This window comes from Deinococcus aerolatus (assembly GCF_014647055.1).
GTDB lineage: Bacteria > Deinococcota > Deinococci > Deinococcales > Deinococcaceae > Deinococcus > Deinococcus aerolatus.
The window spans coordinates 21,916-42,850 of record NZ_BMOL01000014.1; the positions used below are offsets into that span (position 1 = coordinate 21,916).

General features: G+C 66.4%; 13 protein-coding genes and 1 pseudogene. 6 read left to right on the top strand and 8 right to left on the bottom strand.

Annotation, left to right across the window (positions count from 1 at the left end):
• Window positions 1-23: 23 nt before the first annotated feature.
• A pseudogene (locus tag IEY31_RS13720) lies at window positions 24-1,154 on the bottom strand (transposase).
• 273 nt (window positions 1,155-1,427) lie between these two features.
• On the bottom strand, window positions 1,428-2,066 hold the full coding sequence (locus IEY31_RS13725) for a hypothetical protein (protein WP_188972939.1): 639 nt from the start codon (window positions 2,064-2,066) through the stop codon (window positions 1,428-1,430).
• Between the two features lie 1,446 nt (window positions 2,067-3,512).
• Between IEY31_RS13725 and IEY31_RS13730 the strand changes: the two genes are divergently transcribed.
• The 5 genes from IEY31_RS13730 (at window position 3,513) to IEY31_RS13750 (ending at window position 12,060) form a co-directional block, all read left to right on the top strand.
• On the top strand, window positions 3,513-4,145 hold the full coding sequence (locus IEY31_RS13730; RefSeq protein WP_188972941.1) for a carboxypeptidase regulatory-like domain-containing protein: 633 nt from the start codon (window positions 3,513-3,515) through the stop codon (window positions 4,143-4,145).
• A gap of 215 nt (window positions 4,146-4,360) precedes the next feature.
• On the top strand, window positions 4,361-5,395 hold the full coding sequence (locus IEY31_RS13735) for a DUF4352 domain-containing protein (protein ID WP_229723629.1): 1,035 nt from the start codon (window positions 4,361-4,363) through the stop codon (window positions 5,393-5,395).
• A gap of 137 nt (window positions 5,396-5,532) precedes the next feature.
• Window positions 5,533-6,327 carry a hypothetical protein gene (locus tag IEY31_RS13740; RefSeq protein WP_188972943.1) on the top strand — a complete coding sequence of 265 codons (795 nt, stop codon included), beginning with the start codon at window positions 5,533-5,535 and terminating at the stop codon, window positions 6,325-6,327.
• A gap of 212 nt (window positions 6,328-6,539) precedes the next feature.
• A complete protein-coding gene (locus IEY31_RS13745) occupies window positions 6,540-9,857 on the top strand; it encodes an ATP-binding protein (RefSeq protein WP_188972945.1) in 3,318 nt (1,105 codons plus the stop codon).
• 70 nt (window positions 9,858-9,927) lie between these two features.
• Window positions 9,928-12,060, top strand: a complete 2,133-nt coding sequence (locus IEY31_RS13750; protein WP_188972948.1) for an AAA family ATPase — start codon at window positions 9,928-9,930, stop codon at window positions 12,058-12,060.
• 31 nt (window positions 12,061-12,091) lie between these two features.
• On the opposite strand, the gene IEY31_RS13755 is transcribed toward IEY31_RS13750, so the two are convergent.
• From IEY31_RS13755 to IEY31_RS13780, 6 genes are all read right to left on the bottom strand, one after another.
• The gene (locus IEY31_RS13755; RefSeq protein ID WP_188972950.1) at window positions 12,092-12,874 is read right to left on the bottom strand and encodes a carboxypeptidase-like regulatory domain-containing protein; all 783 of its coding nucleotides are present in this window, start codon (window positions 12,872-12,874) and stop codon (window positions 12,092-12,094) included.
• A gap of 221 nt (window positions 12,875-13,095) precedes the next feature.
• A complete protein-coding gene (locus tag IEY31_RS13760; protein ID WP_188972952.1) occupies window positions 13,096-13,263 on the bottom strand; it encodes a hypothetical protein in 168 nt (55 codons plus the stop codon).
• A gap of 37 nt (window positions 13,264-13,300) precedes the next feature.
• The gene (locus tag IEY31_RS13765; protein ID WP_188972954.1) at window positions 13,301-13,843 is read right to left on the bottom strand and encodes a DUF3592 domain-containing protein; all 543 of its coding nucleotides are present in this window, start codon (window positions 13,841-13,843) and stop codon (window positions 13,301-13,303) included.
• 433 nt (window positions 13,844-14,276) lie between these two features.
• Window positions 14,277-16,208, bottom strand: coding sequence for a tetratricopeptide repeat protein (locus IEY31_RS13770; protein WP_188972956.1), 1,932 nt, complete (start codon window positions 16,206-16,208; stop codon window positions 14,277-14,279).
• Between the two features lie 385 nt (window positions 16,209-16,593).
• Complete coding sequence (locus IEY31_RS13775) at window positions 16,594-17,583, bottom strand: Kelch repeat-containing protein (RefSeq protein WP_188972958.1); 990 nt, start codon at window positions 17,581-17,583, stop codon at window positions 16,594-16,596.
• 191 nt (window positions 17,584-17,774) lie between these two features.
• On the bottom strand, window positions 17,775-18,110 hold the full coding sequence (locus IEY31_RS13780; protein WP_188972961.1) for a hypothetical protein: 336 nt from the start codon (window positions 18,108-18,110) through the stop codon (window positions 17,775-17,777).
• Between the two features lie 589 nt (window positions 18,111-18,699).
• Here IEY31_RS13780 and iaaH point away from each other — a divergent pair.
• Window positions 18,700-20,205, top strand: coding sequence for an indoleacetamide hydrolase (gene iaaH / locus IEY31_RS13785; RefSeq protein WP_229723631.1), 1,506 nt, complete (start codon window positions 18,700-18,702; stop codon window positions 20,203-20,205).
• Window positions 20,206-20,935: the final 730 nt, after the last annotated feature.

A 20,935-nucleotide genomic window follows, 5' to 3' on the forward strand; every position in this document is an offset into this window, starting at 1 on the left:
CCACATCCCCAGTGGGCAAGACCTCAGCACCTGACACCTCGGGAAATTGATGTACTGGTGGCTGGAAATGGTCTGCTGAGCAGCCGAAAGCAGCCCCATAAGACCTCGCCGTCCTACCGCGCGGCCTGACCCAGCACCTGCCACCCGATCCGGACCAGACTGACCACGGCCCGCCCACGGGTGTCCTGACGAGGGGGCTGGTCCTGCGCCTGCTGCACACCCCACGCCAGTGCGATACACAGCAGGCCGAACAACCGGGAGATCCGCTCCGGAGCCGTCATGTGTGTGGCCTTCACCCCTCAGCCCGCGGCATTTCAACGACGAGAACGCCGACTCAATGCCTCACCTCCGACGATAGGTGTTCAGCACGTCCAGGACAGGCAAATTCGAAGCGACGATCACCCTGTCCCCCACGGGGGACAGGGTGATCACCACGTGCATCCATCCGCCGTACACCCAGGTCCGCTTGAAGAGCGTCCGTACCTGTCCCGGTTGCAGCGTCGTGAATAGATCCTGGGCCAGCTCATCCTCAATGCGGGTGTTTTCCCAGAGGCACACACACTGCCGGATGGGTTTCCAACGCAGGAATGAGCACCACTCCTGCCCGACGAACTCCCCGTCTGCGATCAACACGGCCCAGCGCCTTGGGGGCAGGACCTAGAGCAGTCGGGCCACCAGGAGGATCCGGGCCGCCGTACAGCTGCCCGCCCTGATGCGGGAGGACCCTCCACACGAGGGGAATGACCGCGCCACCGAGGAGCGCGCCCAGCACCAGGATGTTCAGTGGCGTCTGGCCGTGGTGCCAGGTGCGGGCAAGCGTCCTTATGGGCGTCTGTTGTGCCCAGGAAGGTGCGGTGCAGGATCAAGGTCAGCTGCCCTGAGGGAGTAGCGGAAGCAGGACGTCACAGACGTCCTGCGGGGTCAGTTGAGCGTCGTGGAAGACCCGCGCGGCGATGCGTGTGATGAAATCAAGGGTGGCATCTCGATGAAGGTGAAGCGCAATCTTGCGGTGGAGCGTGGATCCGGCTTGGAGCAGGGCAGGGCCAGAAGCACTTCGGCCAGCCGTGTCAGGACATCGGTGCGGCGATGAGGCGGCCTTTCAGATGGGTCGCCAGCGTGTCGGCATGCAATCGGGCAGTATCGGGGATCGTCACAGACCCAGATACTGCCCTTCGTCATGTCATACCGCGTCCGGAACGGCATTTGCCGCAAAGTGTCAGGTGCGGAGATCCAGACCAGAACGAACCTCCAGAATAAGACTGGAGGTGGACTACCGCACGCGAACACCATTCAGATTGACAGCACCAGCGATGGCCGCTACGGTCGAGAATTCGATTTCTTCCTTCCCCGACGCAGAGAATCACAAGGTACGGCGCAGGCTACCAACAACGATCAGGGCCGCAGAATTCTCAGGCCGACAGTCAGTCTCAAATCTGGGTCTCTTCGACAGCGGCCTCCACAGCGACGGATGCCGGCGCGTGCCGGAGGAGCGTGGCCCCCATCCACGCCCATCCCAGGCCGTACAGCAAGGTGGGGACAAGCGTGAATTCGTAGCCATGGTCGGCGTCCAGCATGGCCAAAGGAAAGGAACTGAGCAGGGCCCCGCCTATCACGATGAGCGGCACGCGCGGCCCCCCGGCGGCGGAAGGGACGCTGAGGGCACCGAGCAGGACACTCAGCGCGAAGGTCAGGTTTCCCAGCGCGAACGTGGACCAGCCGATCTGCTGCGTGGGTGCTGTGCGCCAGTCCTCGGTGTAGGGGACAGCCAGAAATGCGTGGCCGACCGCGGAGGCGCAGAGGCCGAGCAAAGCCAGCCAGAGCAGAACGCGGGAAAGGGGCCGGGACTGCGTCTTCAGGGCGCCCATGGCGCTCAGGAAAGCATAGATCTGGAGGGGATAAGGAAGCAGCCCGAGAGCGAACCAGGTGTCCTGGGATACGCCAAGAACGACCGCGTGGTCTGGACTAGCATCCAGGCCGTGCGCGGCGATATGCATGAACGAAAAAGCCAGAAACAAAAGGCCCGCCAGAATTCCCAGCAGTCCACCTCGGTTGCCGTGTCGTGTCATGTCCTCACTCCTCTTCACTGAAAGTGTTGTGCTGCCGCACAGGGAAACGTACGGGGCCATACAGCCCCAACCAATCCTGACCTCGCTACCGTCCTTGTCCTCACGGACCGGCCGGAGCCCAAGGGTGCCGGCTCGTGCCACGGTGACCTGAGGACACCCGTGGACAGGACGTTCACAGGTCCCGCCGACGGAGAGAGCCGGGCGTCATCCGCACGTGACGTCCAGGACTCCACAGCGGAGGCAACCCGAAACCGGATCCCGAACGCCTTGTTGATGTCGCGAGTCCGCGCTCCGCCCACTCCATCACCGCGTTCCGCACCAAGACCGGCAGGGATGCGTCGCCCCATCTCTGCCAGGGCAAAACAAATGATGAGCAGCACCGTCGAACCGTGGAAATGGGCTCTGGAGCCGAACACGGGGCGAGATCCTACGCATCGCCCCGAGCCTATGAATCCATGGGTGATTTCTGGATGAATGTCGACAAGCCTGCAGCTGCAGACGTGACCGAAGGACCCGGAACATGCGGCCGGTGTGGCCATCTGGTCGCCAGGTGCTGGGGTCGCAATCTGCGTCCTGAAGCGAATCACACTTGTTGACCGACAGACGCACCGGAACGAACCTGCCGGATACACGGATCCGCACACAACATGTCCCGGTGCTCCAGCAGGACAAAAAACGAATCACCGTGAACGTGCCCTGATCATTCGCCGCCCCCCGGGCTCCGGAGTCGCTGCGGTGCCGGGCGCGTGTCGTGTGCAGGGCTGACCTGTGGGTGAAGAGCCCCCCCAGCGTCACCCGGTCGCCTGGCCCGCCAACAGACAGGGCCAGACCAATGTCCAGACGCTTCGGCGCAACACTCCACGCTCCGGTACACCTCCCGGCGCGCCGGACCCTGGCGCCACAGGGGAGGGGAGTGCGTCCCCGTCGATGCACGCCAGGAGGTCACCTTGTCAGCATTTTTCACGCAGCCTCAAGGGACGCTAAGCCCTCTGGCGCAGGACGAAACCGTGTTCAGACCTGCACCGGGCCCCACCTTCCACTCCCAGGCAGCCTGCAGCACACCCTTCATGCCGGGTACGTTGGACTGCCTTCCCTGGAACACTGCCGCGCCGGAAGTGGCCTTCACCCGGAGAATTCCACGCCAGTTTCTTGGTCCCTGGCCAGACGAACATTTCCGGTAGGGCGTTCACTCGCCAATCATTCAACACCTGACAGATTCAGTGCGCCTCGGGACGCCAGCACGATCCGGAACGGCAAAGGAGCACAATGCGCACACTGATCATTTCCTTGAGCATGGCATTCGTTCTTTCCGCATGTGGGGGGACAGGACCAACCACCAATCCGGAACCAGGCCCCGGCCAGGACCCAGGGCCCGTCAGCCCAACGGCGAGGACGGTGAGTGGGCGGATACTGGATGCGGCGGGCCGTCCGGTGGCGGAGGCTGAAGTGTGGATTCAACCCGCGTCCTTCCAGGGCCTGATCAAGGCGCGTACCGACGCCCAGGGCTATTACAAGTCCCCTGAGCTCAATCTCGCCGTTGCCCCCTTTGAGGCTCAGGCCTACAAGCTCCTGGACTACCACGGTGAAAGGACCTGCGTGCGGATGGGCGGTGAAACCCTGGCTGACTTTGACGTCTTCAATCCCCGCGACGGCGCCGTGCGCAACTTCCGGTGGAAGATGACCGGGCCGGCCGAGGGCGGCTACGACAACCTCACCTGGGGCGGTGACCTCCGGTTCTACCAGGATCCTTCAACGGCGGACGCCGACGTGGTCCGCGACGACGAGACCATTGAGGTGACGCTGGTGCCGAACGGACCGTTGGTTGATGGCAGTGTCGGCCAGCGCCTGACGCGCATCGTCCAGGCGGGCCAGGGGGTCAGGGACGTCCCGGCCGGGCGTTATGACATCTCCGCGGCGGTCGTGAATGACGACGGGACAAAGACACCACTGAACATCAAAGCCGACAATGACGTGCAGAAGGTGCCGTTCGATACCACAATCACGATCCTGTTCGATGGCCTGTCCAGCTGCGGGCATTACGCCACGTACCACGCCACCCCCCTTGCCCTTTCCAGGTGACGCCGCACCCGGACTGCTTCTCCGGCTCAAGAAGCCCCGCATCAACCCGGGCGCTTCTCCAGCACGAACCAGACCTACATGGGCGCGGCCCGCCTGCCACAGTTGCCAAGAGTCAGCCACCGTTCATCCTGAATTCATTCTCCGTTTTGCATGGTGCGCGTCAGGGGCAGGCACCACGGCCACGACAGGCTGTCAACCCTGGTCCTGGAGGACGTATGAAGACAATCCAACGCGCAGTGGGCCTGAACGCCGCACTGATCCTGTCCACGATGCTTTCCCCCACAGGCGCAGCCAACCCGGCACCCAAACCTGCCACACCCGTCGTTCAGGGCACCACGCAGCTGGCAGGCGGGCAGGGAACCCTGGGCAAGACGGTTACCCTGGGCAAGGGCCGCGCGGCAATCAACTTCACGCTCAACAGCGCTGAATTCACGCTGGCCAGAGTGACTGTAGGCACGAATGTCTACGTGCCGAAGGCCGACGAGAAGCTGCTGATTCTGCGCTACACGCTGCAAAACCCTCAGAAGGAATCGAAGGACGTGTCCTGGAACACCCTGAAATTCACCGCCGTGGATGCCCAGGACACCAACCATGAGCATGACAATTACGTCGGGCGGGACGGCACGTCCGAACAGCTCGACATGACCCTCAAGCCGGCCCAGAAAATCAATGTGTACGCGGTGATGGCCGTGCCCGCGGCGGGTCCGATCCCGAAACTCATCGTGAGCGCCGGAGACGAGTTCCCGGTGCAGCGGTATGACCTGCGCGGAAAGGTCAAAGGCCTGGCGGCCGCGCTCGCCGACCCGAAGGACCCTTCTTTCGCCACGGCCCGCGAGGTCCAAACGGTCGCGAACAGCACCTACGCTCCACTCGGAAAATTCGACATGAAGCTGGACGCGGCGGCGCTGTCACCGGCAGCGATCAACGGCCAGACTCCTCCCAGTGGGCAGCGGTACCTGGTGGCGACCCTCGGCCTCCGGAACGGCACCGCGAAAACGGCGGAGGCAGCCGAATGGACATTCAACACCTTCAAGTTCCAGCTGCGGAACGCCGACGGGGAGGTGCAGGTCTACGACGATTACCTGTTGAAAGTCGCCCGGGACGAAACAGCCAACGGCACCCTCAAACCGGGGGAAGAAGCGCGGTTCCGGGTGTATTTCCTGCTGCCGGACAACGTGGCGGGCTCCACACTCAGCGTCAGTGAAGGCGAGTCTCGGACGATTGCTTTCAGCGTCAGCGCCGCCCGCTGAGATGCAAAGGAGGCGCTCTTCTGGAGCGGTGCGCCTCCACTGCAGGCGCTGACCGATCCAGCACCTCGCCTGCCAGGCCGGTACCGTACGCGCTGCTGTGCCCACAGCACTTCTCGATCACTGGAGACACCTCCCTGATGAAACACCTTCTTCTGTTGGCGCCCCTCTTGAGCGGGGTCACGTCCGCGCAGGGCGCGGCCCCTCCACCCATCACGATGGTCGGTGACGTCTCTCTGTCCCGGTCGGAACTCACCATCCCCGGCATGGCGCCGCAAGTGACGGTAAGCGCCGCGGCCTCGTTTTTCAAAGGGTCCACGGCCCTGACGGCCTCACTCTCACAGGATGTGTGCAGCGTCGTCAAAGACGAGGACGGTCTCCCACAGGCCCCGGCGGCGGCATCCGGCACACCGGTTCCCCTGGATGCGGGAACTCCTCTGGCGCTGCGAACGGCCCAGGCGCCTTATGCTCAGCTTGTCCGGTCCGGGCCGCCGCAGTACACCTACCGCTCCGCGGTCCCGGCCCTGCCGGCGCCTCCAGCCGGACTCGTACTGAATATCCCGGGCGCGGCGGGCGGCTTTCCCGCGTTCAGCGGTGTTGCCGTGCCTGTCTCGGACCCGCTGCGCCTCACGGCTCCCGCCGCGGGGGAGAGCTTTACGTTGAAGACGGCGTTCACCTGGTCGAATCCCACCAAGGACCCGAACGCCACCGTCCTGCTGACTGGGATGGCGGACGATTCGGAGGTTATGTTCTCCTGCGTGGTCAAAGATGACGGGACATTCACGCTGCCAGCCGCAACGGCCGCGGAGTTGAGTGCCCTGGGGTTCGGGTCGGGCATCCTGACTGGCGTGGGCCGGACCGTCAGCCGCACGGTCCGTTCCGGCAGTGCAGTGCTGACGGTCAGAACCTTCGTCATGGCCATGGGCGAACCGTAACCCAGGCACTGCAGTGAAAGTGCACCGGAGCTGCGCCGCCGCACACGCGGCGGCGCAGCCTGTCGTCTCTGGCGCTGAGGCGCCGAGCCGAGAAGGCCGGTGTCCCGCCGCTCTTCTCGGCCTGTGTGTCCAGGGCGCTTCGGGTGCTGGGCAGCGTGGTCTCTCCCTCCAGGTGCGGCCTGCGCCGATCTCCAGCCCGTTACACTTTGAAGGTGTCTCCCACACGCTCCTGGCATGCCGAGGTGCTCGGCGTCCCCCGGCTCTTCGGCGAGTCGGCCGGCGGCGCGCTGCTTGACCGGAAGACCAGCGCCCTGATCGCCTACCTGGCGCTTGAGGGCCCGACCAGCCGCGCCCAGCTCGCTGCCCTGCTGTGGCCGGAGTCAGCGGAGGCCATCGCCCGGAACAACCTTGCGCAGGCGCTGCGCAAACTCCGCCTGGCGAGGCAGCCGGGCCTGGTGATGGGCCGCCACACGCTGCAGCTGGCCGAGGGGGTGCGGGTCGATGCGCGCGGAGTCCGGGAGATGTACGAGCAGGGCCGGCTCGAGGCCTTCGTCACGGGGTACGGCGCATTGCTCGCCCCGTTTGACTTTGACGACTGCGCGGAGTTCGAAGACTGGCTGATCGCCGAGCGTGAGCGCTGGCAGGCCTGGCAGCGAGCCGCGTTGCGCTCCCTTGCCCTGGACGCGGACGGGACAGGGGACCCCGGCGGTGCGCTCGAGTGGGCCCGGCAGCTGCTGGCGGCGGACGCGGCGTCCGAGGAGGCGTACGTTCTCGTGGCCCGGTTCCAGTTCGCCGTGGGGGACCGCACGGCAGCCCTCGGCACCCTGCGGGCCTGTGAGGCGATGCTCGAGCGCGAGTTCGGGGTGAACCCCAACGCGCAGACCCGGGCGCTGGCGCGCCTGATCCGTGAGGGCAGCGGTGAGGCGCCGCGACCGCCCACGGCGCAGCGCGCCATTCCCCTCACGGTCCTGCGGCCACCCATTCTGGTGGGACGCGAGCGGGAATGGGCGCTCATGGAGCAGGCCTGGGCGAACGGCCAGGGCGTGTGCCTGGTGGGTGAGGCGGGCGTCGGCAAGTCACGCCTGGTTCAGGAGTTCGCCCGCGCGCACGGCGGCGACTTCTACCTCGACTGCCGTCCGGGCGACGAGAAGGTGCTGTATGGCCTGACGACCCGCATGCTGCGCAGGATTCTCGGCAGGTACCCGCAGCTGAAGTTCGAGCCCTGGGTCACGCTTCAGCTCGCTCGGCTGCTGCCGGAGTTCGGGTCGGCTCCGCCGATGGTGGCACCTGCCGACAAGGTGCGGTTCTATCAGGCGATCACTGAGGTGGTGCGCCGTGCGGTCGAGGCGGGCATGACCGTGTTCGCCTACGACGACACCCATTACTTCGACGACGGGAGCGCCGAGGCGCAGCTGTTCATGTGGGGCGCGCTGGGGTGGGGGGACATCGACGCGCCGTTCCGGATCGTGTTCAACTTGCGGCCGCAGGCGTACACCTCCGTCGCCGGGCAGGCCCTGGCGGACCTGGTCCGCACCGGGCGGGTTCTGGTCATGGAGCTGGGACCACTGACGCCGGACGCGGTCGAACGGCTCGTCGAGAGCATCAGCGTCCCGGAACTTACCGCGTTGACGCCCGCTCTGCAGCGCTACACCGGAGGCAATCCACAGTTCCTGCTCGAAACCGTCAAGTACATGATCGAGACCGGGGACCTGGAACGGGGGTTCCCGGACCGCCTGCCTCCCCCCGGTCCCGTCCGCGAGATCGTAAGCCGGCGCCTGAAGCGCCTGTCACCTGCCGCGCTGCATGCCGCGCAGGCCGCTGCCGTGCTGCAAAGCGACTTCACGGTGGAGCTCATCACGGAGGTGTTGCGCGCGCCTCTGCTGGACGTGCTGTCCGCCTGGCAGGAACTGGAGCGTGCCCAGGTGGTGACCGAGTGCCGCTTCAGTCACGACCTGGTGTACGAGACGGTCGAAGCGCAGGTGGCGCCGGGTGTGAGGGAAGCGCTGAACCGCAGCGCGGCGCGGGTCCTGGAGGGTCACCGCTTCCCGCCCTCACGCGTGGGCCGCCACTGGCTGCAGGGAGGGGAGCCGGTTCGCGCCGCGGTGAAGTTTCAGGAGGCCTCAGACCTGGCGCGCGGCAGCCTGCGCTTCGTGGAAGCGGCCGACCTGCTCGAGGAGGCCGCCGCCCTGTTCGAGCGCCACGGTGACCCGGACCGGGCCTTCTCCACCCGGCACCTGCTGACCCGGGATCTTCTCAAGGAATTCGACCTGGGGCAGCGCTACGAGGCGTCACTGGGCCGGCTGTTCAGCCTGGCGCGGACGGAAGGTCAACAGGCGCGCGCCTGGCACTGCCAGGGCCTGCTGCACAGTCGCTGCGCGCATCACGGCCCTGCCCTGGAGGCCGCGCAGACCGGCTGGATGCATGCAGAACAGAGTGGTGACGCGGAAGTCCAGGCTGAACTGTCGCAGTTCCTGGGCATCGCGGCCCTCCACGTTAATCAGCTGGACGCGGCGGCCGCCGCTTTTCGCCAGGCCGCGGCGCTCAATGAGGAGCTCGGCCGGGTGAGCGGTCAACTGTCGGCGCTGCAGAACCTGGGGGTGGTGCTGGGCAAACTCGGCCGGTACGCGGAAGCAGTCGGGCACCTGACGGCCCTGGTTGAGCTGGGCACGCGGGCCGAGCGCCCGGTGAGCGTGCTGAACGCCCGAACCAACCTCGCAGTGGCACTGAGTCGCCTGGGTGCCAAGCGTGACGCGCGGGAGCACGTCCTCGCGGTCCTGACCCAGTTGGACCTCACGCAGGGCCGGGAGATGAACCGGGTGCTCGCGCTGATCACGCTGGGCGGCATCGAGCGGGACCTCGGGCACTTTGCCGGGGCGCTCGAGGCCCTGGAGCGAGCCGCCGAGGTGAGTGAGGGGTACCAGCGTTTCGCCTGGGCGCTCATCAGGCAGCAGCAGGCCACCGTGCATGCAGTGCTCGGCGATTTCGAGACCGCGCGCTCGGCCGCCGAACAGGCCCTGGGCGCGGCCAAGGACGCGCTTGAACGCGCTGAGGCGCTCCGGGTGCTCGCCCTGGTACGCGCATCCCTCGGCGAGGAAATCCACGCTGAGCTGCGGGAACTTGCCGAACTGCGCCGTGGCCTGGGCCCTGAGGACGTGCTCCGCGTCGACCTGACCCTTGCCAGACTTGGCCTCCTGGACGTGGGGGCGCTGGAGGCGCTGCTCGGCCACCTGCGTGCGGGTGAAGCGCATGACTTGTTGATCGTCGCGTTGACCCTGCACGCCCAACACCTTCTGGACGCCGGCCGGCCGGCGCCGGCCGCGGCGTCCGCCCGGGAAGCAGTCGAACTGCTCAGGGCGTACGCCCCGGCGGAAGTCTCACGGGATCAGCTGCTGGCGCTGCACGCGCGGATCCTGAGTGCGACGGGCCATCCGGACGCCGCAGCGGTTGGGCGTCAGGCGGCAGACGCTCTGGCGGCGGCTATGCCCCACGTTCCACCTGAACTCCAGAGCGTCTACCGGGCCGCCCGCTGACCTGCCGTCCGCAGCAGGTCGGGCCGGTTGTTATACTGACGGCGTGCTCTCAGCGCCTACCGTGCGAGTCGTGCTTCTCGGTATGCCGACGGTGACCCACACCGACGGAACGGTCATTCCTCTGGACCGCAAAACCGCCGGCGTCTTGGCTGTGCTGGCCTGCACCGGCCGCAGCTCTCGTTCGAGGCTCGCAGGGCTCCTGTGGCCTGATTCGCGAGAGAGCCTGGCGAGGAACAGCTTGGTGCAGTTGATGCGCCGCTGGCGCCGCACGGTGGGCGAGAACCTGGTCGAGGGCGGCGACACCGTTTCTCTGACGGGCGCAGTGTCGGTCGACGCCACCGAAGTGTTCGACGCATACCTGGCCGGCCAGGACGAGGCGCTCGGCGCCCTTCAGGGCGCATTGCTGGAGCCGTACGCTTACAGCGATCTGCCGGAGTTCGACGAGTGGCTGCGTGGCGAACGGGACCGCTGGCATGAAGCGCGCCGCGGCGCGCTCACCCGGTTGTGCGACCGCGACACCGACCGGGCGGCGTACAACGACGCTCTCGGGTGGGCCGAGCGACTGCTGGCCCTCACGCCTGCGTCAGAGGAGGCCTTCCTGCGGGTGATGAAACTGCAGTACCTGCTGGGTGACCGTGACCGGGCGCTCGCGACCTACCACCGCTGCGAGGCCGCCCTCCGCCGCGAGCATCACGTCGCCCCTCTGCCTGCCACGCTGGCGCTCGCGCGCCTCGTCCAGGAGAGCCGCACCATCAGCCGTCCCGCGCCGCCTCCAATCCCCGCGATGCCGCCAGCCGTGCGGTGCCCACCGGTCCTGGTGGGACGTGAACGCGAGTGGGCGCTGATGAACGACGCCTGGTCACGTGGCCTGAGCATTGTCGTGTCGGGGGAGCCGGGCATCGGCAAAACCCGCCTGATGCGCGAATTCATCGCGAGCAAAGGCGCCTGGTTCCACCTGGACGGCCGGCCCGGCGACACCACCGTGCCGTATGGCACGTACGCCCGGGTGTGGCGCGCGCTGTTGCGCGCCCGGCCGGACATTGACCTGCCCGGATGGGCCCGCGAGCAGCTCGCGCTGTTCCTCCCGGAACTGAGCCCCGCCCAGACGCCCGACGCCGCCACGCCTGATCAGGAAGGCCTCGCCCACGCGATGGACGAACTGGCGCTGCGTGCCTGCCAGGGCATGGCCGGCGTCGTCGCCGACGACATCCAGTACTACGACGCGGCGAGCATGGAGCTCAGTTCCGCCATCGCCGTGCGCTACGCGCCGTTCACCGTGCAGGGCGGCATCGTCCCACTCCTTACCGCGCACCGGAAGGGGGAGCTGCCAGCGTACGTCGAAGCGTCGCTGCGCAGGCTGGTCGCGGTGGGCCACGGCATCTGGATTGACCTTCAGCCCCTCGACGACACGGCGGTCACGCGGGTTCTGGCCAGCCTGGACCTGCCCCTCTCTGGTGGGGACGTCGCCCGCCTCACGCGCTCCAGCAACGGCAATCCCCTGTTTCTCCTCGAGGCGGTCAAACACCTGATCGAGCACGCGCCCGGTGGGCCGGCGCCCGCTTTGCCGGAGAAAGTGCATGGGGTCATCGGGGAGCGCCTGCGGCGGTTGTCTCCGAAAGCACTGCTGCTGGCCCAGGCCGCGTGCGTGCTGCAAACCGACGTCGACCTCGACCTGGTCACCACCATGCTCGACGCGCCTCTGCTGGACATGCTGCCCGCCTGGCAGGAGCTGGAGGGCGCGCAGATTCTCCAGCAGGGCCGGTTCAGCCACGACCTCGTGTACGAAAGCGTCCGCGCAGGGATGTCGAAGAGCGTCCGGCAGGCGCTGCACCGCCGCGCCGCCCGGGCACTGGAACGTGAGGGCGAGGAGCCCGCCCGCATCGCGCGGCACTGGACTGAGGGAGGCGACGCCCGCCGGGCCGTGCCGGCGCTGCAGGCGGCGGCCCGCTCGGCGGTCGCCGCGCAGCGTTACGCCGAAGCGGCCGAGGCCCTCGAACAGGCGGCGGCGACCCTCGAGGCCACTGGCGAACCGCACCAGGCCTTCGACATCCGGCGTACCCTGGCTGCCGAGGTGCTCTGGCCGGGCGGCGCCCACGCCCGCCTGGCGGCGTGTCTGCACCGTCTGGCACAAACCGCGCGCACGCCCGAGCTGCACGCCTCAGTGGAGCGTCTCAAGAACGAGTTGACCTCCACCCTGGCCTGAACAGCCACAAGGTGCAGGTGGGGGCCTGCGCTCAGGGTTGGAGCAGCCAGATGGGGGTCTGACGGAGGGTGCCGCTGTGACCGCAGGTGTCGAATCCTTGAAAGAGCACCATGGTCGTGTTGCCCAGCGCCTCTTCCGTATCGGTCTGGCCCACCCGGAGGGGCGTCTTCGTCCCGTTCGCATTTTTCAGGGCGGCAGAGACCCTGTAGTACCCCACCGGAATGTCACCCAGCCCCTGCGACACCCGGGTCGTGCGCGTGATGGTGGAGCCCTTGCTGCCATCGATGAGTGGTCCGTCCGGAACCAGGGTCACCTCGACCGTGGCGTCAGGGGCGACCGGTTGAGCGTCGTCGGTGGAGAGGCGTTCGAAGCTCAGGGTCCCGCCCCAGGTGTCGCCCCCGTACTCTGATGACGGCATGTCCGATGCTCCGCGGATTTTCCAAACGAAGTTCCGCGTCGCACCCGCTTTGGCGTTGAAGGCGTCCTGGTACGCTTCCGGATCTCCGGCCATGCGCAGGCAATAGCGCTGATCGTGGTACTTCACCTCCTTGTAGGCCGTCACGTAATACGGATTGGCGGCGGGATTGAGTTCGGTGGACTGATAGCGGCCCTGCGCGTTCGTGGTCGTGAACAGCGTGCCCCGGAACATCGCGGGCGCAATGATGATCTGGACGCCCGCCACCGGCTTGCCGCGCTCATCGACCACGCGTCCGCTGACGGTATGGGGCGTCGGCCCAGACGTGGCCGAGAGGCCGAAGGCAGCCAGGAGCAGGGCGGAAAGGCTGAGCGTGAACGTTTTTACGGGTGTTGACATCTCTTACTCCTTGGGCAGGCCCAGGTCATCTTCTGGGCTGATCGGAAGGCAGCGTACGAACAACGCCATGATTTCCGAGTGACCTGGACCGGGCCGGTCCTGGTCAAGGGGGAGGTCACCCTGTGGGCCCCTGCCGAGGGCCGCAGGCCGGGAAGCACGGGAAGTGCTTGCCTTCATCCGCGCCTGACCGTGTTCCGGCTGCGCCAGCGGCAGCCTGGCCGTCAGGTGGACTGGATGGCGGCAGCCAGGTACGCAATCAGCGCTTCGGGGGACGTGAAATACCGGTGCTGGTCGTCGCGGCGCACAGAGGCACGCCACTTGCCCTGCGCACCGTCCGGCTCCAGCCACACGCGTACCACCAGCCAGCGCTGGGTGTCCGGACCGATCATGTTCGTCACCGGCGCGCCAGGAAGGGCGGGAGGCACGTCACGACGGCCGGACGCCCCCCGCTCCCTGGGGGCTGGGTGTGCCTGGACAGCGGCGCCCGGGCCACGTGGAGGAGGGACGGAAGGTGCTGACGAATACGCCTCCACCCACCAACAGGACCACCGTGGCCACCGCCAGAGCGCCGAGGATGAAGGCGTCCGTGCCAGGTTCCAGCACCGCCTGCCCCGGAGTGGCCGGAGCGTAGTGCACCTGAACCGGGCGGCCCTTCGGGTAGCGCGCCAGAACGCGGCGCGCGAACGCTTCATCCGGCGGCGACGAGCGGCGCGTTACCTGTTGGGAGCGGTAGCCCTGACCACCGACCGCGGAGCTGGACTCGACGTGGGCGGTATACCGCTCCTTTTCGCCGGAAAGACTGCGCGACAGGCGACTGTCCGTCACGGTGCCGGGGGTGGTCGGCCACGTCAAGGTCCGGTGCCCGAGGTGGGCGAGGCCACCGAGGCCGAGCGCGAACATCAGCGTGACGCTCAGAATTCCCAGCCCAACCACCCGTTCCAGCGGCCACGACGCGAGGATGCGGATCATGCGTTCACCCGCTTCAGTGCGGCATTGGTGCCTCGCCTGAAGTCAGGTGAGCTTCGCCGCCAGGCGGCCTGCTGGGTGTGCGCCCTGTCCGTCGCCACATGGGGATCACCATGATCTGCGCCGAACCCTTCGCATCGGCGCGTCCCGGGACGCCACCGCCAGCCTCGTTGCCAGGCAGGGTGGATGGAGGTTCGGGAGGGGGCACGCGCCAGCACGACGCGAAACGAGGTGTGGTTGCGGATCTTCATGCGGTCTCCTGTGGGGTCAGGGGCGGCTCGTCGCCCTGAAGTGCGGAGTGGACGGGCGTGATCTGAGGATGATGACCTCGCCACGACGCGACCTCGCCACCGGGTGACCAGCCCGAAGCCGGGTGAATCGGCGGGCTGGGCGGCGGGGAGGTTGCCCGCCGGGCCGCTCCCTCTCGCCGCGGCGGTCACTCCGCGATGAAACTGATGGGGTATTCCTGTTCGACCTCCAGGCCGTAGGAACCCACTGTCCCCCCAACTGATACGGACGCCTTGGCCCCAACATCGACAATCTCCCCTGAAGTGTTGACGGCGACGTAGCAGCCTGCCTTGGCCCCCGGGCCTACTTTGAAGGCGCCCACACCCAGCCCAGCCTTCACGCCGGCAAACACGGTGATCTTGCCCTGGAACGCGTACTCGACCTCTCCGAAGGTATCGGCCAGGACCACGCCTGGGCCTTCGATCTGAATGGCGACCTTCTCGCAGTTGAAGCTGACTTCAGCGATCAGGAAATCGAGGGTGACTTTGTAAGGGTCGCGGACCGGGCACGGTCCAGGCTCGTCGAGGGACACCTCGACCTCATCTTCGAGCTCGGGAACTGTTCCGCACGGCGCGGAGACCTCGGCCACCGTCCACAGGTCCGCGCCCTGCTGGGCGGGCACCAGAAGATCCGTTTCAATGCTGATCAGGGTGCGGCGCTGCATCTCGAGCATGAGCAGTTGGTACGTCGTGGGGTCGCTCACGTTCCCGATCAGCCCGGTCAGCAGCCGGTAGGTCGGGCGGAACGCCTGAGCGGTGAGGCTATCGAGTTCGCGCATGCCTGCGCGCCACTGGGTGAACGCGTTCTGCGCGGCGCCGCAGCGCACCAGGCGGTGGCGCTCCTGAACCGCCTCCTGACAGCGGCGGTCCGTACCGCAGGCGCTGACTTCTGGACCCTCCCGCCGGATGGAGTCCCCGAGAACCTCTCCCAGCTGCTCGTTGATGGGGTCCATGAAGGACACGTGCCGGTCCACCCTGTCCCACAGGGCACGCACCGTCGGTTCGGAACGGGCGAACTCGATGGTGTGTGAGATGGCCGCGACGCGCGCAGCGGCAACGGCGTCAGGTGCCGCGCCGCCCTGTGCGCCCTGGGGCTGCTCGGTCAGGGCGTTGAGCCGCGCCGTTCGGCTCTGCACCTGCGCGGCGTACTCGAGGCGGAGGGCCTGCATTCTCGCGGCGTAGGCGCCCAGACCCGCGACATCCTTGGGAAACGGAAGGGCGGGAAGCCGGCCGTCTATGGCGCGGGAGAGATCGAACGTGAGCGGCGACGGCGCCCAGTGTTGGGTGACGCTGAGCGCGTCTTCGTCATTCTCCGCAGGGGTGGCCGGAGCAAGCGGCTTGTCTGCCGCTTCCTTCGCCAGGGCGGGCGTTCGGCGCTGCCCGGCCCGCATGAACCGCACGGCTTCCGGCGTCTTCTTCTGCGCGTACAACGCGAGGGCCAGGTTGCGCTTCGCTTCTGAGAGCCACGCGTCGAGCTTGACCGCTTCCCGCAACGCCACCTCGGCATCGGGGTATCGGCCCAGAAGAATCAGCGCCCGTCCGCGGTTGTTCAGCAGCGCGGCCCGGGGCTTCCCGCCCAGCGTCTCGGCGGCCGTCAGGAGTGCGAGGGCTTCATTCGGAGACCCGAGTGCACTGGCCAATCCGGCGATATTGATGAGGTGCGCGGCGCGCTGGGGCTCGCTGCGGTGGGCGAACAGCAGGGCCTGCAAGGCCGCGACCGGACGCCGCTGCACCACGGCGCCGGCAGCAATCTCGCTGGCTTCGAGCGGGGTGCGGCCCCTGAGCATCCCTTCGAGTGCGGCGCGCGCCGCTTTTCCAGCGCGCGAATCCACGGAGCGGTCCAGGTTGGCCAGGGCCTGTTGGGGCGTCAGGGACATGAACGTGACCGGCCGGGTGCCCAGGGCCAGCCGCGCGTCCTCCAGAGCCTCGGAGACCCAGACGTCGTCGAATACGGCAGCGTCCTGCACGCTGCGCAGCACGGGAGACTCTTCGATGCTCAGGGCCGAGCCGGGATGGCCTGCAGCGAGCGCCAACAGGGCCAGGCCCAGCCGGAGAAATTGGAATATGGATGGATGTCTCACGAGCGCACCGTAAGTAACGGGGCGTGATTTCCGAATGAAGTGGGCACAGCTGCCCTCAGGTGGCGCGGGCTGGCGGTTGAGGCTGAGACCAAGCCCCCCCGAGGCTGACGATGGAGAGGGTCCTGCTCGTCGGCCAATCCCTGAAGCGTTTCGGCTGTCGTAAGACGTCAGACCCGTGTGACAACAGGCCCACTACGCTGACTCCATATAGATCAGGGCCTGCCCGGGTGACGGCAGGCATACCGCCCCACCGTGCGTGGGGCTTTTTTCTGGCCGAACGGGCCGCACCTGAAGCCTTGACAGAAACAGCGTCCTGAACCCAGCGCGATGTGAAACAGGGCAGTGAAGGCGAGTTACACCCTGACCGCATCGTTCACTTGAATCATCAGCGGCCCATGAACGTGCTGTCGGTGGGTCCGGCCGACGTGGCGCCGGTGACCACCACCAGCGCGTCTTCAACCGCATCCGCCACCGGGGACTGGCGCGGGCCGGGCAGCGCGGGCAGCCGGGTCCAGCGGTCTGCCACAGGATCATAAGCGAACACCTGCGCGCTCTCGCGCTCGCCCTGCGTCACGCCGCCGGCAACAATGATCCGCTCGCGCCAGCCGAACACCGAGGACGTGATGTGGCCCAGCGGTATCGGCAACGCGCGGACCGCCCGCCAGGTGTCGGTGGCGGCGTCATAGACATCCACCTCGCTCTGATTGCCGTTTGCCTCGTCGCCGAGGTGCTGCCCGCCAATGGCATAGATCCGCCCGTTCATCACCGCACCCGCGAGGTGGTTGCGCGGGTTGGGCATTGGGGCCGCCGTCCGCCACGTGCCTGTACCAGATTGGCCTGCGCCGTCCAGAGTCAGGACCCAGTGGTCCTGGTGATCGCTGAGATACTCGCCCCTGGCATCACGGGTGACGCCGCCAAAAAAGTGCAGGTCACGCCCCAGGCGGACCAGTGCCCCTCCCCCACGCGCCACTGGCAGCGCCGGCAAGGCGCTCCAGGTCTCGTCGACGACGTCGTAACGCCACACATGATCGGTCTGGGGGCCGGGATGGTTGCCCAGAAAGCCACCGGCCAGGTAGATGCTCCGATCGTCGGCGGCCACGCCCGCATGGGTCACGGGATCAGGGATGTCGCGAAGGCGGGTCCAGCGATCGGCGGCGGGATCATACATGCTGGCCGCACGGGTGGCCATGGGTTTGTCGTTCACGTTTTTGTCAAAGCCGCCGAACACATACAGCTTGCCGCCCACCACCGCGCCTTGACCTTCGTAGAGCGTGGTGGGCGCAGGGGTACGCGCGGTCCAGGTCACGGGCAGGGCGTCGTCGGCCAAGTCCGCGTCGTCTATCGGCTGAGCGCAGGCCGTCAGCGTCAGCAGCACTAACGCCCCCCAGAGGTGTCGGCTCCGCGTTCCTTGACGGTTCATCATGCCGGCTCCCGGCCTGGCGCCTCTCCCCTTCCCCTGGGTCCTCTCAAGTGTGCTGCGCGTCTGGTGGGCGGCACTGGCCTGCGGCGGTGATCTGAAGTCATCTGGAAATCATGCCTGATCCTGCCACAGGTAATTGGCTGGAACTATGCCCGACAGGGCACGCCTTGGGGCTGTGACAGCCAGCCTCGCACAGTCCAGACCTGATTGATCATGCCGATCATCATGGCGGGCGGGCGATGCAGATACTGCTGACGGGCCTTCGGGACGCCCAGTTTCATCCGCAGACCACGTTGAGTTCGGCACCAGTTGTAGACCCCCTGAACCACATAGGCCAGGCTTACCCGTTGGATCATCAGCCTCGCGAACGCGAGGATTTTCCTGGCCAGATGAGGGTTCATCCGTCTCGTAGTTGCATTCTGACGCTCGACCGCTAAGGTATTCGCCGTCCGATACCCCAAGCACTTCAGTTCCTCATTCACGCGGGCCCATGTGCCAGTGGGGATCTCCGTCCGGACCTGCACGACCCCGCTTCCCGACATACGCTTTGATGATCCGGACGTGGGCTGCGGTTCGCGGGATCCGGTACGTCACTTTCGGAAGCAACTGTGCGGATCGTCTAAGGCCTATTGCCTTGAGAAAGGTTCTGACCCCGCCAGACCATGTCGTCCACATGTCTACGCCGCCAGGCCGCCGCTGGCACCAAGGGGCATGGGTTGTTTCCCGCCCTCTCGTACATGGGGGGATCGGCAAAGCAGTGCGTCAGGCTGATCGGCAGATCGTACTCCCTGCCCCTGTCCCGAGTGGGTCTACCCTGACTTGAGACACTTCTTTTGGTCGCCGAAATGCTTTTCGCTCCAGCAGTGAAGGGGGCGTATGTGGCGCCGACGGCCTCAACTGCGGTGGAGACGAGGCCCAGCCATATCGTCTCACTTTTTACCGTCTGGGTGCCGAGAAACCTAAGCCAGCTCTGGCCCTGAACGGAGTACTATACCGGCGCACGACATCACTTCAAAAACCCTGACCAATCTTCCGTTCGACGGTTTCTATCTCTGAACAAGAGGGGTTGTCATGTCTAAGACGCTTGCGATGCTTTTCTTAACTGCCGAAGTCGCGCTAGGTGGTGGAGGTTCACCCCCAGATCCCACCCAGTTGACGCTCACGCAGGCTGCCGAGCAAATTCGCGCCCGCACGCTGACCAGCGAACAACTGGTGCGCGCCCTGCTGGCCCGAATAGACCGCTCAACGCAGCTCAACGCTTTCATTACCCTTGACCGCGAGGGTGCGTTGGCCGCTGCCCGCCGCGCCGATAAACAAACCGCTCAGGGGGGAACGCTTCCACCCCTGCACGGTGTTCCACTGGTCTTCAAAGACAACATTGATGTGATGGGACTGCCCACCAGCGGCGGCACGGCAGCGCTCCGCACGGCCACCGCGCGGCGTTCGGCTCCGGTGGTTGCCGCGCTGATAGATGCTGGAGCCATTGTGCTGGGCAAGACCAACCTGCATGAACTGGCTTTCGGCATTACCAGCGACAACGCCACCTTCGGATCGGTGCGCAATCCATACGATCTGACACGCTTTGCCGGGGGGTCCAGTGGTGGCACGGCGGCGGCACTGGCGGCCCGACTGGCTCCAGGGGGGCTGGGCACCGACACGGGGGGCAGTGTCCGGATTCCAGCGGCGCTGACGGGGACGGTGGGACTGCGTCCCACCGTGGGCCGCTATTCACAAGCGGGGATCGTCCCACTGTCCAACACCCGCGATACCGCTGGGCCAATGGCCCGCACGGTGGAAGACGTGGCCCTCCTCGACGCGCTCATCACGGGCGAGAACGTGACCCTGCAGGCTGCCCCATTGCGAGGCCTGCGTCTCGGCGTACCACGCGCATATTTTTACGACGATCTAGACCCGGAGACCAGCCGGGTCATAGAGGCGGCGCTGTCCCGCCTGGAGGCCGCTGGGGCTGTGCTGGTCCCCGTCGAGCTGCCGGGCCTGGCCGAACTGAATGCACGCATCGGTTTTCCCGTGGTGCTGTACGAGGTGCTGCGAACGCTGCCCGCCTACCTGAAGGCCAGCGGCAGCGGCGTCACACTGGACAATGTGGTCGCGGGTATCCGCAGCCCGGACGTGGTAGGAGCCTTCGCTGCGGCGCTGGGGCCAGACGGACAACCCGGGACCGCCGACGACGCCATCAGCCAGCAGGTCTACCAGGGAGCCATCCAGGGGGCCCGTCCGGCATTGCAGGCGCTGTACCGGCAGACCTTCGCCAACTTTAAGATAGAAGCCCTGATCTTTCCCACCACACCCGCACCAGCTCAGCCTATTCAAGGCAGTGTGGAGCAGGTCATGGTGGCAGGCCGCGCCGTTCCCACCTTCAACACCTTTATCCGCAACACCGATCCCAGCAGCAATGCCGGACTGCCCGGCCTGAGCCTGCCTGCTGGTCTGACTGCACAGGGCCTGCCGGTGGGCCTGGAACTGGACGGTCCTGCCGGAAGTGACCGACGCCTGCTGGCCATTGGTGCCGCACTTTCTAAGGTACTCGGCCCCGTCACCGTCCCGCAGTTGCCCTGACTTAGGGCGACCCGAGACCTGAAACCGGAACCTGCGCTAACGGCATAAGTAATCTGGATTCTTGCGGCTGAGAGGGCAATTCCCGAAAAATTCAAGTGAGCCTTCCTCCGCAACGAGTGGCTCCAGTCCGGCATTCGATGGTTGGAGCTAAATCTCTCGGGAAACCCGTTCAGTACACCTTAAATCCAGTTTTAGTCCATTCACCCAGTCGAGAGTGATTACGAGATTTTGCTCTTAACGCAGGTTTCTGGACGAAGTCTCAGCTCACCCAGATGTGGATGCTGCCGGGTTACTGGGTGCCAGAACATCATGTCTTCGCCGGCCTGCTCGAACGACACGTGCGGCATGAAGGCCGTGGCCCTGCGGCGGTGCGCGTCAGCATAGTCCGCGGCCAGGGCTGGATGCAGGCGTCCACGTACAGCCAGGCGTCCAGCAGCGCCCGTTTCCGGTTGACATCGGGTTTCACCCAGCCATCATAGGCACGGTCAACGTCCTTGGACTTGCCCCGCCCGCCGACGACCATAAGGAAGGGGGTTCGTGCCCTGCGGGAGCGTCGGCGCAGGAAGAACCTATCCGCCGCTTCAGCCTCGGAGACGGAGTGGACATGGGAGAGGGAGGGGTCAAAAGTGCCGTAATGTCGCCGCCAACACTTGTATCAGCGGCTGTCGGTACGGAGCCGGGTACACCCGTGGACCACAGGGGGAGCCCCAGCACACCCTCCATTGCGCCC